At 37.0% G+C, this 14,861-nt stretch carries 15 protein-coding genes; 11 read left to right on the plus strand and 4 right to left on the minus strand.

Features of this window, described 5'->3' with window-relative positions:
• Position 1: 1 nt before the first annotated feature.
• From grpE to EO127_RS01100, 10 genes are all read left to right on the plus strand, one after another.
• Entirely contained in the window at positions 2-505 is a 504-nt protein-coding gene (gene grpE, locus EO127_RS01055) for a nucleotide exchange factor GrpE (protein ID WP_009352775.1), read from the plus strand.
• A 54-nt stretch (positions 506-559) separates the two neighbouring features.
• Positions 560-2,386 carry a molecular chaperone DnaK gene (gene dnaK, locus EO127_RS01060; protein ID WP_127162384.1) on the plus strand — a complete coding sequence of 609 codons (1,827 nt, stop codon included), beginning with the start codon at positions 560-562 and terminating at the stop codon, positions 2,384-2,386.
• 18 nt (positions 2,387-2,404) lie between these two features.
• Positions 2,405-3,592: a molecular chaperone DnaJ gene (dnaJ, locus tag EO127_RS01065; protein ID WP_127447648.1), complete on the plus strand. Its 1,188-nt coding sequence runs from the start codon at positions 2,405-2,407 to the stop codon at positions 3,590-3,592.
• A 24-nt stretch (positions 3,593-3,616) separates the two neighbouring features.
• Positions 3,617-4,498: a 50S ribosomal protein L11 methyltransferase gene (locus tag EO127_RS01070; RefSeq protein WP_127447649.1), complete on the plus strand. Its 882-nt coding sequence runs from the start codon at positions 3,617-3,619 to the stop codon at positions 4,496-4,498.
• Positions 4,499-4,510: 12 nt separating this feature from the next.
• Positions 4,511-5,251 carry a 16S rRNA (uracil(1498)-N(3))-methyltransferase gene (locus EO127_RS01075; RefSeq protein ID WP_127447650.1) on the plus strand — a complete coding sequence of 247 codons (741 nt, stop codon included), beginning with the start codon at positions 4,511-4,513 and terminating at the stop codon, positions 5,249-5,251.
• 7 nt (positions 5,252-5,258) lie between these two features.
• On the plus strand, positions 5,259-6,566 hold the full coding sequence (mtaB, locus tag EO127_RS01080) for a tRNA (N(6)-L-threonylcarbamoyladenosine(37)-C(2))-methylthiotransferase MtaB (protein ID WP_127447651.1): 1,308 nt from the start codon (positions 5,259-5,261) through the stop codon (positions 6,564-6,566).
• A 47-nt stretch (positions 6,567-6,613) separates the two neighbouring features.
• Positions 6,614-7,294: a DUF4357 domain-containing protein gene (locus tag EO127_RS01085; protein ID WP_127069231.1), complete on the plus strand. Its 681-nt coding sequence runs from the start codon at positions 6,614-6,616 to the stop codon at positions 7,292-7,294.
• Positions 7,295-7,371: 77 nt separating this feature from the next.
• The gene (locus EO127_RS01090) at positions 7,372-7,722 is read left to right on the plus strand and encodes a histidine triad nucleotide-binding protein (protein ID WP_127160120.1); all 351 of its coding nucleotides are present in this window, start codon (positions 7,372-7,374) and stop codon (positions 7,720-7,722) included.
• A gap of 14 nt (positions 7,723-7,736) precedes the next feature.
• A complete protein-coding gene (gene pepD, locus EO127_RS01095) occupies positions 7,737-9,248 on the plus strand; it encodes a beta-Ala-His dipeptidase (RefSeq protein WP_127447652.1) in 1,512 nt (503 codons plus the stop codon).
• A 282-nt stretch (positions 9,249-9,530) separates the two neighbouring features.
• Positions 9,531-10,526, plus strand: a complete 996-nt coding sequence (locus tag EO127_RS01100) for a site-specific integrase (RefSeq protein WP_127447653.1) — start codon at positions 9,531-9,533, stop codon at positions 10,524-10,526.
• Between the two features lie 245 nt (positions 10,527-10,771).
• Here the strand turns inward: EO127_RS01100 and EO127_RS01105 are convergent, their stop codons facing one another.
• The gene (locus tag EO127_RS01105; protein WP_127447654.1) at positions 10,772-11,089 is read right to left on the minus strand and encodes a LysM peptidoglycan-binding domain-containing protein; all 318 of its coding nucleotides are present in this window, start codon (positions 11,087-11,089) and stop codon (positions 10,772-10,774) included.
• Between the two features lie 197 nt (positions 11,090-11,286).
• Between EO127_RS01105 and lexA the strand changes: the two genes are divergently transcribed.
• Positions 11,287-11,967 carry a transcriptional repressor LexA gene (gene lexA / locus EO127_RS01110; RefSeq protein ID WP_126940308.1) on the plus strand — a complete coding sequence of 227 codons (681 nt, stop codon included), beginning with the start codon at positions 11,287-11,289 and terminating at the stop codon, positions 11,965-11,967.
• A 65-nt stretch (positions 11,968-12,032) separates the two neighbouring features.
• On the opposite strand, the gene dapA is transcribed toward lexA, so the two are convergent.
• The 3 genes from dapA to dapB form a co-directional block, all read right to left on the minus strand.
• Positions 12,033-12,914: a 4-hydroxy-tetrahydrodipicolinate synthase gene (dapA, locus tag EO127_RS01115; RefSeq protein ID WP_127447655.1), complete on the minus strand. Its 882-nt coding sequence runs from the start codon at positions 12,912-12,914 to the stop codon at positions 12,033-12,035.
• 24 nt (positions 12,915-12,938) lie between these two features.
• Entirely contained in the window at positions 12,939-13,970 is a 1,032-nt protein-coding gene (locus tag EO127_RS01120) for an aspartate-semialdehyde dehydrogenase (protein WP_127447656.1), read from the minus strand.
• Between the two features lie 91 nt (positions 13,971-14,061).
• Complete coding sequence (dapB, locus tag EO127_RS01125; protein ID WP_127447657.1) at positions 14,062-14,856, minus strand: 4-hydroxy-tetrahydrodipicolinate reductase; 795 nt, start codon at positions 14,854-14,856, stop codon at positions 14,062-14,064.
• Between the last annotated feature and the right edge of the window lie 5 nt (positions 14,857-14,861).

Raw genomic sequence — 14,861 nt, forward strand, 5'->3', positions numbered from 1 at the left:
TATGGAAGAAAATAAACAAGAAGAAACGGTCACTCCTGAAGTGGAAGTTTTGGAAGAAGAAGCTCCTGAAGCAGTAGATCCTACGAAAGAATGGGAGCAACGATACATGCGTTTGCAAGCAGATTTTGAAAACTTCAGACGTCGTACAAACCAAGAAAAAGAACAACTAGGGGTCTTTGTTAAATCTCATGTCATTGAAGATTTACTCCCTGTGTTAGATAACTTTGAAAGAGCACTTTCGGCACCGGAAACGCCGGAAACAAAGGCTTTCATGGATGGATTTGTAATGATTCACCAAAGCTTGATGGCAAGCCTTTCCAAACAAGGATTAGCAGTTATCGAAGCTGTGGGACAACCATTTGATCCAAATTATCACCAAGCTATCATGCGTGTGCCAGCAGAAGATATGGAAGATGACACCGTATGCGAAGTACTACAAACTGGTTATACTGTAGAAGGCCGTGTGGTACGTCCAGCGATGGTGAAAGTAGTTCACAATGGATAAGTAATAAATAATTATAATTAACATGTTAGAAGAAGTATTAGGAGGTCATGTTAAATGGCAAAAGTAATTGGTATTGACTTAGGTACTACAAATTCTTGTTTCGCAGTGATGGAAGGCGGCGAACCAACTGTTATTACAAACCAAGAGGGAGCTAGAACAACTCCTTCCGTAGTAGGTTTCGCGAAAAATGGCGAACGTTTAGTAGGTCAATTGGCTAAACGTCAAGCGGTTTCCAACCCTGAAAACACAATCATTTCTATCAAACGTCATATGGGTACAGATTACAAAGTGAATGTAGAAGGTAAATCCTATACACCACAAGAAATCTCCGCTATGATTCTACAAAAAATTAAAGCTGATGCAGAAGCTCATTTGGGCGAACCTGTAAAACAAGCAGTTATCACGGTTCCTGCTTACTTTACTGACTCTCAACGTCAAGCGACAAAAGACGCTGGTACAGTAGCAGGCTTAGAAGTATTACGTATTATCAACGAACCTACAGCAGCTGCCTTAGCATACGGCGTAGATAAAGGTGAAGATGGTAAAATCCTTGTATTCGACCTTGGCGGTGGTACATTCGACGTATCTATCCTTGAATTAGGGGAAGGTGTGTTCGAAGTATTGGCAACATCTGGTAACAACCATTTAGGTGGTGACGACTTTGACCAACGCATTATGGATTACTTAATCAGCGAATTCAAAAAAGAAACTGGTATCGATTTATCCAATGATAAATTAGCTGACCAACGTTTAAAAGAAGCTGCTGAAAAAGCTAAAATTGAGTTGTCTGGCGTTGCAAGTACACAAATCAACTTGCCATTCATCACAGCTGATGCAACAGGTCCTAAACATTTAGACGTAACATTAACTCGTGCTAAATTTGATGAATTGACTCGTGACCTTGTAGAAGCAACCATCGAGCCTACTCGTAAAGCAATGAAAGATGCTGGTTTGTCTGCATCCGACATCGATAAAGTATTATTAGTTGGTGGTTCTACTCGTATTCCAGCAGTACAAGAAGCTATTAAACGAGAATTAGGTAAAGAGCCAACTAAAAACATCAATCCTGATGAATGTGTAGCTATCGGTGCTGCTATTCAAGGTGGTGTATTAGTAGGTGAAGTAAAAGACGTATTGTTACTTGACGTAACTCCATTGTCTTTAGGTATCGAAACTATGGGTGGTATTTTCACTCGTATTATCGACCGCAACACAACAATTCCTACTTCTAAATCTCAAGTATTCTCCACAGCAGCAGATAACCAACCTTCCGTTGATATCCATGTATTGCAAGGGGAACGCGACATGGCGGCAGCTAATAAAACATTGGGCCGTTTCGAATTGTCCGGTATCCCAGCAGCTCCTCGTGGAGTACCTAAAATCGAAGTTACTTTCAACATCGATGCAAATGGTATCGTAAATGTAAAAGCGAAAGATCTTGGCACTGGTAAAGAACAAGCAATCACAATTACATCTTCTTCCGGTTTAAGCGATGAAGAAATCGACCGCATGGTAAAAGAAGCTGAAACACATGCAGCTGAAGATAAAGCGAAAAAAGAAGAAGTTGAAGTGAAAAACAATGCTGACAACTTGGTATACCAAGCTGAAAAAGCAGTGAAAGACTTCGAAGGTAAAGCTGATGCAGCGCAATTAGAAGCTGTGAAAAAAGCGACAGAAACATTAAAAGCATCTATTGAGTCTGGGGACATTGAAAAAATCAAAGCTGATAGCGAAGCATTGACAGCTCCTTTATATGAATTGTCCTCTAAAATGTACGAACAGGCGCAAGCTCAAGGCGAACAAGGTGGACAAGAAGCTCCTAAACAAGATGATAATGTAGTAGACGCTGACTACACTGTAGTTGACGAAGACAAAAAATAATAAGAAGGGACATAGGTAATGGCTCGTGATTATTATGACGTCCTTGGCGTCAACAAAAATGCATCCCAAGATGAAATTAAGAAAGCCTTTCGTAAGAAAGCACGTCAATACCATCCAGATGTAAATCGAGACAATCCAGAAGAGGCAGAAAAGAACTTTAAAGAAGTGAATGAAGCCTATGAAGTCTTGTCTGATGACACGAAAAAAGCACAATATGATCAATATGGTCATGATGCCTTTACTGCTGGCGGAGGAAACTCCGCTGGTGGTTTTGGTGGTGGCTTTGGCGGCGGTGGTTTTGGTGGCTTCGGCGGTGCTGGTGGCTTTGATGATATTTTTGGTAATATCTTTGATATGTTTGGTGGCGGCGGTGGCCGTGGTCAACGTGGCCCAGAACGCGGTGCCGACTTACGCCAAGACGTACGCATTTCCTTCCGTGATGCTGTATTTGGAACAACGATGAAAGTCAATGTACAGCGCCATGAAGAGTGTGATCATTGTCATGGTACAGGTGGGGAGCCTGGTTCTAAAGTAGAAACATGTCCAAACTGTCATGGTTCCGGACAAGAAGCTGTAATTCAAAATACGCCATTTGGTCGTATGCAAACAGTTCGTACATGCTCTCGCTGTGGTGGACAAGGTAAAATTGTTGAAAAACCTTGTAAAGTATGTCGTGGACAAGGACAAGCTATTAAACGCCGTGATATTGAAATTAAAATACCTGCTGGTGTCGATGATGGTGCACGCTTACGTGTCTCTGGTGAAGGTGAGCCAGGTACATTAGGTGGCCCTAAAGGCGATTTGTATGTGTATATTTCTGTAGCCAGAGATAAGGAGTTTGAACGTAGTGGTAACGATGTTGTACTTCGTCAAACTATCTCTTTCTCACAAGCTGCATTAGGTGCTACTATACAAGTTCCTACATTAGAAGGAAAAGTAGAACTTAAGATCCCAGAAGGTACACAAACTGGTACAGCTTTCAGAATCAAAGGACAAGGTGTTCCTTATTTACGTCAACCAAGCCAACGTGGCGATCAACATGTAGTTGTCACTGTAGAGACACCTAAAAAATTGACAGATAAGCAACGTCAATTATTAGTGGAGTTTGCTGCGGAAAACAAAGAAGATGTAAATACATTGAAAGTGAACAAAAGCATATTAGAAAATTTAAGTGATAAGGTGAAACAGTTATTTGGACAAGAATAATACTTGACCAGTAAGGAGTCATCTATGAAATGGATAGAAATATCCATTACTGTAGAAGTGGCAGTCATTGATGAAATGGCTGCCATTTTTAATGATATAGAAAGTAATGGATACATAGAAGAAACAATTGAAAATAGTCCTAACTTAAGTCGTGTGACCATCTATTTAGGGACAGATCATAGTGAGATAGAATGGGTACAGATACTAAAAAAGGCATTACGAGATGCTAATATTTCTTATGAAAATATGGACAGTAAAACTGTAGATGATGAGCAATGGTATCATAGTTGGCAGCAATATATTATGCCTACTAGATTACTACCAGATTTAGTCATATGCCCTGCTTGGCAAAGCTATGATGCGTCTACGGATCCACTTGCTACAGAACAAGATGTAATGATGACTATGGATACAAAGCTATCCTTTGGTACGGGAGATCATGAGACTACTAGGAACTGTGCCACTTTATTAGGCAAATATATACACCGTATTCCCACAGATTTGAGCCAACAGGTTTGCCTAGATATTGGTACTGGCACAGGTATTTTATTACTAGCAGCCCATCATTTAGGGATACCTAACCTAGTGGGCATCGACCTAGAAGAAGAAGCAGCTATACAGGCCAAGGAAAACTGTGAAAATAATGGTATTGAGGCCACTATCATTCATGGCAATTTAAGCGATGACTTTCACGGTAAAGCTCATCTCATACTAGCGAATTTAACAGTAGATCCTCTAAAAATTTTATTGCCTATGATTAGGGAAAAACTACACGATAATGGTATACTAATAATAAGTGGTATTGTAGACGATCGGTATGATGAAATTATGCCTTATATTACTAACCACTGGACTATTATCGAAGAAATGGTAGAGGGCCCTTGGCATACCTTTGCCTTGGCATAAGATAGGAAGTATATGAAAAAAATATTTATTGATGGCATTATTGATGAAAATATCCAATTACCATTAGATACAGCACATCATCTCTTTCATGTATTGCGTCATTCCAAAGAGGACCCTTTTATTGTGAGCAATCATGAAGGGCATACAGGTGAATTTGTGCTAATATCTGAGGAATCAGATATATATATGGCGAAACGATTACGTACCATTGACGTGCCTACATCAGCTACGAAAGTAGTGTTAATTCAATCCTTTTTGAAAGGCGATAAGTTCGAGTTTTTATTGCAAAAGGCTACGGAATTAAACGTTCATCACATCTACGGTGTATCTTCGGTCCATTGTGTAGCTAAATATGATGCTAAAAAATTAAACGCCAAGAAAAGTAGATGGGAAAAGATTATCATAGAAGCAAGCCAACAATGTGGTCGCCCTAATGTACCAACATTAACAGTAGAACAGTCACTTTTCGAGGTACTGCAAACATTACAATCTGATGAGGGAGTGCTCTTGTTAGGTGCCTATGAGCGAGAAGATGACAAAACGATTAAAGATATTTTACAAACACAGTTACATACCAATTTATACCATACTATCGCTATTTGTATCGGTCCAGAAGGTGGCTATAGTCCAAATGAAATGGAACTATTAGAATCTTGTGGTGGACACAAGGTTAGCCTAGGACCTACTATATTACGAGCTGAAACTGCAGCTTTAGGTGCTGTAAGTATGATTCAATATGAATTACTAGATTAGGAGTCTCATGAAGACAGTAGCATTTACTACCTTAGGGTGTCGTGTGAATCAATATGATACGGATGCCATGAAAGGTTTATTTATAAAAGCAGGGTATACACCTGTAGGCTTTGACGAAGAAGCCTCCATTTACGTGATTAATACATGTTCTGTAACGAACATGGGAGAGAAAAAGTCACGCCAATTAATCCGACAAGCAAAACGACGTAATCCAGAAGCATTTATCGTGGTAACTGGCTGTTATGCTCAGTTAGCACCAGAAGTGATTTCTGCCATTGATGGGGTAAACCTGGTCATCGGTACGGCGAACCGCAATAAGATTGTGGAATTAGTGGAAAATATTCCATCTACAGAAGAACAAATTTCTATTGTTCGCAATGTCATGGAAGAGTCCACATTTGAAGAAATGCCTTTATTCGGCAATGAAATCGAAAAATGTCGGGCTTTCATGAAGATACAAGAAGGATGTAATAACTTCTGTTCTTTCTGTATCATTCCCTATACAAGAGGAAAGTTAAAATCCAGAAAAATTGAAGATATTGTGGAAGAAGCAAAACGTCTTGTTGCCTATGGGTATAAAGAAGTAGTGCTCACAGGGATTCACCTTGGTAATTACGGGATTGAATTACCTGAACGACCAACCTTAGGTCGTGTTGTGCGCGAATTATTGACCATTGACGGCTTAGAACGCATTCGATTTGGTTCTATTGAATCTGTAGAAGTGTCGGAAGAGCTAATTGAGTTAATGGCAACCAACCCTCGTGTATGCCCTAACTTACATTTGCCATTACAAGCAGGGTCTGATCCGGTATTGAAATCTATGAACCGTCACTATAATTTGCAACAATACAAAGACTTGGTGAAGTATTTACGCAGTCGCATTCCGAACTTATCAATTACGACAGATATTATTGCCGGATTCCCTGGGGAAACAGACGAATTGTTTGAGGAAACCATGCGCACAGTAAAAGAAGTTGGATTTACTCATATCCATGCCTTCCCATATTCCATTCGAGAAGGTACACCAGCTGCCAAGATGGAAGACCAAGTACCAGAAGCCGTCAAAAAGACTCGTGTTGCCTTATTAAACCAACTTGGTAAAGAAGGTTTTAAAGCCTATGCCAATCGGTTCCTCAACAAACCAGTTAAAGTTCTTATCGAACAAAGCGATGACTTTTACTATTATGGCCTAACCAATGAATATGTACATAGTAAAATACCTAAACAAGACCATGCATTTAACGTAGGGGATATTGTAGGTGGAACCGTCACAGAAGTACATAGTGATGTGGTGCTAGTGGAAATTAGTATCTAATTTTTCTTATAAAATATCAGTACTTACTTATTATATTAGGAGGATATATGGCAAGAGGAATTTTATATGTAATGACAACAGTCGTAGATGGACTAGTAAAAATAGGTAAGACTGGTATTGATAACTTTGAATCTAGAATGAATACATTAGAGAATAATGGATATCGAAATGTAGTAGGTTTAAAACGAAAATTTGCAATTGAAGTAGATGATTATGATGAAAAAGAACTTTTATTAGATGATATATTTAGTAAAAGTCGACTTCATAATACAGAACTATTTGCTCTTGATATAGAGTTAGTTATCCAATTATTATCTTCCTTTGATGGAAAGCAGGTCTATCCTACAGATCAAGGTAAAGATGTTGTATTTGATAATGCAACAAAGGCTAGAGCTGATAATTTAGAAAATCAAAGTTATCAAAATATTCCTGATGGATTATATCATATCGATCAAAAAAGAAAAGATATTGGATCTATATATGGTAAAATGTTGGTGGATAATGGTACATTTACTGTATTAAAAGGTAGTTCGTGTCCTCCTTCTAATTATTCCTATGCTAATGAGCTAAGAAAATCAGCTGTGATAAAAAATGGTATATTAATAGAGGATATAGTGTGTAAATCTCCATACGCTGCTGCAACTTTAGTAAGGGGATTGTCTACAAATGGTTGGACTGCTTGGAAAAATGAAGAGGGTGAGACTCTTGATATATTTAGAAAGAAATAATAGACTACATAGAAAATATTTGATATAGTAAATATATACATGTAAGTACAATACATCAGATTAGAAAGGGGATTCCCATGAAAGAAGATTGCTTATTTTGTAAAATTATTAATAAAGAAATTCCAGCTAAAATTGTATTAGAAAATGACAAATTTTTGGCATTCCATGATATTGCTCCAGTAGCTCCAGTGCATGTGTTGATCATTCCTAAAAACCATGTATCTAACATTGCTCACTTAAATGAAAGCAATGAAGCCTATGTAGAAGGTATCTTACCATTCGCTAAATTGGTAGCAAAAGAATTAGGTCTTGCTGCTGATGGATATCGTTTAACATTAAACACTGGCGCTAAAGCAGGTCAAACTGTATTCCATTTACATGCTCATTTATTGGGTGGTAAAGAATTAGGTTGGCCAAATATTGACTAATCTAGGAGGAACACGTGTCAATAGAAGAAACTATTATGAATCAATATAATGTGGATAACATTTTACATTACTTTCAAGAAATTGCTAACATACCTAGAAAATCTGGACATGAACAAGCTATTTCTAACTATATTAAGGATTGGGCAATCAATTTAGGATTAGATGTATTCCAAGATGAACAGTATAATCTAATCATAAAAAAAGCTGGCACAGAGGGCTATGAGTCTCATGAACCGGTGATCTTACAAGGTCATATGGACATGGTGTGCACCAAATTAGAATCTGTAGAACACGATTTTATTAATAGACCTATTTCTTTACATGTAGAGAATGGTATTCTACATGCCAATGGAACTACCTTAGGAGCTGATGATGGTTTTGCAGTAGCATATGGTATGGCTATCTTAGCATCCACAACAATAGCACATCCACCATTAGAGGTTGTGTTTACTGTGGAAGAAGAAACTACTTTCAATGGAGTGAAAACATTAGATTACAGTCATTTACAAGGTAAACGTCTCATCAATATGGATGGTGAGCGCATGAATGAAGTGACAATCGGCAGTGCGGGTGGCCATGGATCTACGGTAACATTGCCTATTGCACAGGTATCTGTGAATAATGAAATGACAAAACGCAGAATTACTATCGAGGGCTTACAAGGTGGTCACTCTGGTTGTGATATCCATTTAGGTCGTGGTAATGCAATTTACATTCTATCTAAGGTATTAGAACGAATCACTGGGGAGCACAACATTCGCATTACAGAAGTAAGTGGAGGCAGCGCTCCTAATGCGATTCCATTACGTGCCTATGCGGATGTATATCTACATTTACAAGATGTGCCGTATGTACAAGTTTTGTTACAAGAAGAACAAGACAAGTGGAATGCGCACTATGCAAAGGCTAATGAAAATATGACAATTTCTCTATCTGTTGTGCCTAAAGTAGAGCGTGAAGATTTAGTAGAATTAGACCTAGAAGCCATCACTATGGAACGTGCTTTTAGTGCAGATACAGTACAAAAGCTTTGTGCTCTTATCCAAGGTATTGAGCAAGGCGTATTACAGCATTCTCCCGAAAATCCGAATGAAGTTTGGTTCTCTAATAATATTGGTGTCTTAGGTATGACGGATAGTACTGTGTATCTTAAAATGCAAGTACGCAGCACAGATACGAAGAATTTAGATGCTCATTATAAAGGCTTAGTACAATTGGCAGAAACTTATGGTGCTACGACGAGCCTTGAGAGCCAATATCCAGGTTGGTTACCAACATTTGATAGCCCATTACAACAAGCCTATCAACATGCCTATGAATCTGTGACAGGCACTAAAGACTTACAGTTTAATGTTATCCATGCAGGTCTTGAAGTTGGCTACATGTTAGAAAATTTACAAGGTCCTGTAGATGCTATTAACATTGGACCAAACATTTATGACTTACATGCGCCTACAGAACGTATGGAGTTAGAAAGTTTTGTTACTACTTGGAATGTATTAAAAACATTTTTAAAAAGCTTATAATACAATTTCGTGCCATAGTTAATACTGCTTATTTTACACATGTATGACATGTATGACATGTAATGACTAGAAGAAACAATGAATCTCTATGTTGTCAGATAATAGTGTACAGTCATAAGATAATTGCTAAGTATATGAGCTATTGGTAAAAACTGCATATTTGCCATATCTTTTGGCTTATGATATAATTACTTCCGATAACGATATATTATCGGAAGTAATTTTTTGGTTAAAAATAGCTATATAGGTCCTAATACTCTATATAGCACATTCGAGGCGCTTATGACTCAATCTAATACACACTTCTATTTACGTAATTATAAAGAGATTATGAATAACTCTAAGCTTAGTGACAAGGCTAAGTCTAGTATTTTATTATCTAAAGCAGAAAATACTGTAGATGCCTACGAATCTGATTGGATGGATTTCGTCGATTGGTGTCAACATAAACAGGAATCCTTTTTTCCTAGCTCACCAGAAATTATTGTCAATTATATCAATGATTTAGCTGACTATGCTAAGGCTAATACCATATCACGTCGTATTAGCGCCTTATCGGAAAATTTTAATGCTTCTGGTATTGAAAGTAACCCTTGTAGCGCTCCTATCGTTAAACAAGCTATGCGAGGTATACGTCGATCTTTAGGAACATATCAGCAAGGTAAAACGCCTGTACTGCTCGATGATCTTATGGATATTATGGAGTATATGGAAACCGCAGATATGGCGCCTATACAAAAGCTTCGTGATAAAGCTATTTTATTATTAGGCTTTATGGGCGCTTTTCGGCGCAGTGAATTATCAGTTTTAACAGTAGAGTCTTTGAAGTTTCTACCACAAGGCTTAGAAGTCTTTGTATCTAGTTCAAAAGCTGACCAGGAAGGTCAAGGCGCTATAGTAGCAATACCCTATATAGATAATGAAAACTTATGTGCTGTAAGAGCTGTAAAATCATTGTTACGTTATGTTCCTATTACAACAGGACCGATTTTTAGGGGATTTACAAAAAATATGAGTCTACGGAAGACTGCCATTAGTGATAAAAGTATCGCTGATATTGTAAAATATTATATGGCAGCCATCGGAGAAGATCCATCCTTATATGGGGCCCATAGTTTACGTCATGGCTTTGCTACTACAGCTGCTCATTATGGCGTAGAGGAACGTAATATTATGAAACAAACTCGACATCATAGTGTCAATATGGTTCGTCGCTATATTAATGAAGCCAATAAATTCGTAGATAACCCTATCTCTTCTATATTTAATCGTAAATAGTACCATATTAATTATCTATCTACAATTTGAATGCGTTATGTATACTGAGCCTATATGGGGAACTACATAATAATATATACACTATATAATACAGAAACTAAAAAGGTTTATTTCTTACACCAAAACAAGACAAAATAAAAGAAGACTGCATATTTCCATGAATAATACATAGGATATGCAGTCTTTTTATTCTATATTTTAATATGTATGCTTACATAATTTCTCGAACATACGAATTCTATAATTTAATTATTTGCCCAAGCTGTAATAAAACCGAACATAGTTTTTTCTTTCAATGTAGGAATCATTAAGGTTTCACCAGCACGTAAGGCTTTACCATGTTGTAAGTGATTAATTTCTTCAATAGCTACGATATACTCACGAATATCAATGTCTTCTGTCTGAGCCAATGCTTTTTCAGAGATACTCCATAAGGTGTCTCCGGCATCTACTTGTACAGGTTTAATATTTTGAGTATCCATCTCTAATGTTGTTGTATTAATCATACCATTTACTACAAATACCATAGCTACCATTACTAAAATAGAAAATAATTTATTCATAATATAGACCTCTCTCTAATAATATCGAACAAAATAAATAGTACATCTGTTTGTTTATGTGCATATTCTAACACACATACAAATGTTCGGTCAAGTATAATTTTTTAGAACGCATATTTGACAATTTTCGATATTATAATTATAATAGGTTTATATAAACATAGTTCAATAATACTGTAGAATGAGAGGTTATTCCGTTGAGACGTCCAGCAACTGATATAAATAGCAAGCAACAAAGAATTTTAGATTTCATTATTGAAAGTTTACAACAGCGCTATCGCTGCCCAAGTGTTCGTGAAATCGGTGATCATATGGGCTTAAGCTCCACTTCTACTGTTCAGAGCCATTTAAATACATTAGAAAAATTTGGCTATATTACTCGTGATGCTAATAAAAATCGCTCTATCACTGTTGTAAATATGCCTGATGTACCTGCCTTAGAAATGGATGAAGAAACCCACGAGGTTACTTCAAGTCCTGAGTTTAACTTCCTAGAGGCAGGTCTTCGTCGTGTCCCATTAATTGGCACTGTACAAGCAGGTCTTCCTGTAACAGCTATTGAGAATCGCGAAGATGAGTTCGTTTTACCTACTGCTTTATTAGGTAGCTCGGAATGTTTCCTATTACGTGTTCGTGGTGAGTCTATGCGTGATATTGGGATGTACGAAGGGGACTTGCTAATTGTACGTAATCAATCCACCGCTAATAATGGAGATATTGTAGTAGCTCGAATTGATGATGAAGCCACAGTAAAACGCTTCTATAAAGAATCTGATCATATTCGTTTAATGCCAGAAAATGAAGAGTTTGAACCTATCATTACACGAAATTGTGTAATTGAAGGCCGTGTAATTGGACTTATTCGTGACCATATTTAATCTATTATAATAAAAAAAGATAGTAGTCTTTACTAGGACTACTATCTTTTTTATTTTAAATTTTATTATTTATATGATTCTATAGCTGCATCAATAATTTGTGCTTCTTCTACAGATGGATCACACAATGGCAACAATAAAGGCCCTGTACTGAAACCTAATTGTTTCATCGCATATTTAACAGGAATCGGATTTGTCGTAATAAACATAGCTTTTAGAATAGGTACTATTGAAAGTTCAATGGCTCTTGCTTCTTTAACTTTGCCTTCTTTAAATAAAGTTATCATTTTTTGCATTTCTTTACCTACAATATGAGAGGAAACAGAAATAACACCTACTCCACCATTTTGTATCACATCTAATGTTAATGCATCATCACCAGAATAAATCATAAAATCATTATTTGGTAGTAGTTCATGAAGCTGTTGGATGATTTTGATATCTCCCGTAGCTTCTTTAATAGATGTAATATTAGCACATTCTTTTGCCAATCTGGCCACAGTTTTCGGCTCTATACGGCCTCCAGTACGTCCAGGTACATTATATAGCATAACAGGCAAATCAGTACTATCTGCAATAGCCTTAAAGTGCAAATAACAACCTTCTTGATTCGGTTTGTTATAATATGGCACCACAGTCATCACAGCATGAACACCAGTATGGCTAGCAGCCTTCGTTAAAGCAATCGACTTTTTAGTAGAATTACTACCTGTATTCGCAATAATGGTAGCACGATGACCATACTCTTTAGCGATTAATGTAAATAGCTCAAGTTTATCGCGATCTTCAATATTTGGACCTTCACCAGTAGTACCACATACAATTAAGCCATCAGAACCATTGTCTAATAGGTGTCCAGCTAGACGTAATGCTTCTTGAAAATTTACATGACCATCGTCAGTAAAAGGAGTGATCATTGCTGTTATGATATTTCCGAATGTTGTCATCTTAGCACCCCCTGTAATATATAATTAGAATGATTGATGTTCTACTAAGTATTCTGCAATTTGTAATGCATTTAATGCAGCACCCTTACGAATTTGGTCTCCAACAATCCAGAAATTCATCGCATGGTCATTAAACAAGTCTTTACGAATACGACCGATTTCGCAGTCATTTTGATTCGATGTGTATAAAGGCATTGGATATTCCTGTGCTGCTGGGTTATCATTCACACGTAGACCAGGGAATTTTTCGCATGCAGCTTTAAATTCTTTTACAGATACTGGAGACTCTGTTTTTACTAATACAGATTCAGAATGAGAACGATATACTGGTACACGTACCGTCGTTGGTACAACTGCAATAGAATCATCATGGAATATTTTTTGTGTTTCCAATACCATTTTCATCTCTTCTTTAGAGTATCCATTTTCCATGAATACATCAATTTGTGGAATCAAATTAAAAGCGATTGGATAATGCTTATCCATAGATCCAGTAGGCAATAAGTTAGCTACCATTTCTTCCCCTGCCACATGTTGAGCTACTTGAGAATCTAATTCTTCAATGCCTTCTTTACCAGCCCCAGATACAGCTTGGTATGTGCTGACAACAACGCGTTTAATAGGAGATAAATCATGTAATGGTTTTAAGCCTAATGCCATGATAATAGTAGAACAGTTAGGATTAGCAATGATTCCTTTATGTGTATCAATATCTTCCGGATTAACTTCAGGAACTACTAATGGAACTTCTGGATCCATACGGAAAGCACTAGAATTGTCGATAACAATAGCTCCGCGTTTAGCAGCTTCTGGAGCCAATGTTTTAGAAATAGAACCACCTGCAAATAATGCAATATCTACACCGTCAAAAGATTCAGGTGTTGCTTCTTCTACCACATAATCTTTACCATCTACTGTCAATACTTTACCTGCAGAACGAGCAGAAGCTAACAGTTTAATGCTTTCATAAGGAAATTTACGTTCTTCAATTAATGTAATAAACTCTTGTCCTACTACACCAGTAGCACCTAATATAGCTAAATGAGGTTTTCTCATAGTGTCTCCTTAATGTTAATAACTTATTGAATAGTTATATGTATTATACTATTTAAGTTTTTCTTTAGCAAGAATTATATAGAATATAGAATTATAAATAATGTTCTAATCCATAAGTTAATCCTGCAAAATCTTTGATTTTTTTACAAGCTAATACTACACCAGGCATAAAAGACAAACGACTTAATGAATCATGACGAATCACCAATGTTTCATCATAACCACCAAAAATAACTTCTTGATGTGCCACATAACCTGGTAAACGAACGCTGTGAATTGTTACATCATCTACTTTAGCACCACGAGCACCTGGAAGACTTTCACGAGTTAAATCTTCAGCAGCTTTTACATTGGCTGCTTGTTTTGCATCATTAATTAATTTAGCCGTTAATACAGCTGTACCAGAAGGTGCATCGTATTTATGATTATGATGTAACTCAATAATCTCCACATCTGGGAAGTACGGAGCTAGTTCTGCGGCAGTTTTCATCATCATCACTGCACCTAATGAGAAATTAGGTGCTACTAAACAATTAGCACCATGTGCTCTACCAATAGCATCTAATTCATTACGTTGTGCTTCTGTAAGACCTGTTGTACCAATCACAACATGAATCCCTTTTGATAGCATAAGTTTTGCATTATCAAAAATAATGGCTGGTGTTGTAAAGTCCACAATCACATCTGGATGTACGGCCTCAATACCTTCCTCTAAACGACTGTATATTTTACAATCTAAAGGGCTAGTGCCGATAAATTCACTAACATCTTTTCCTCCGTGACTAGGATCCACACCGCCCACTAAGGTTAACTCTGTATCATTATGAACTGCTTTAAGAACCTCACGGCCCATTTTACCAGTTGCTCCATTTACTAAAACTTTCATTGTTC

Source organism: Veillonella sp. 3310 (assembly GCF_003999875.1).
Classification (GTDB): domain Bacteria; phylum Bacillota; class Negativicutes; order Veillonellales; family Veillonellaceae; genus F0422.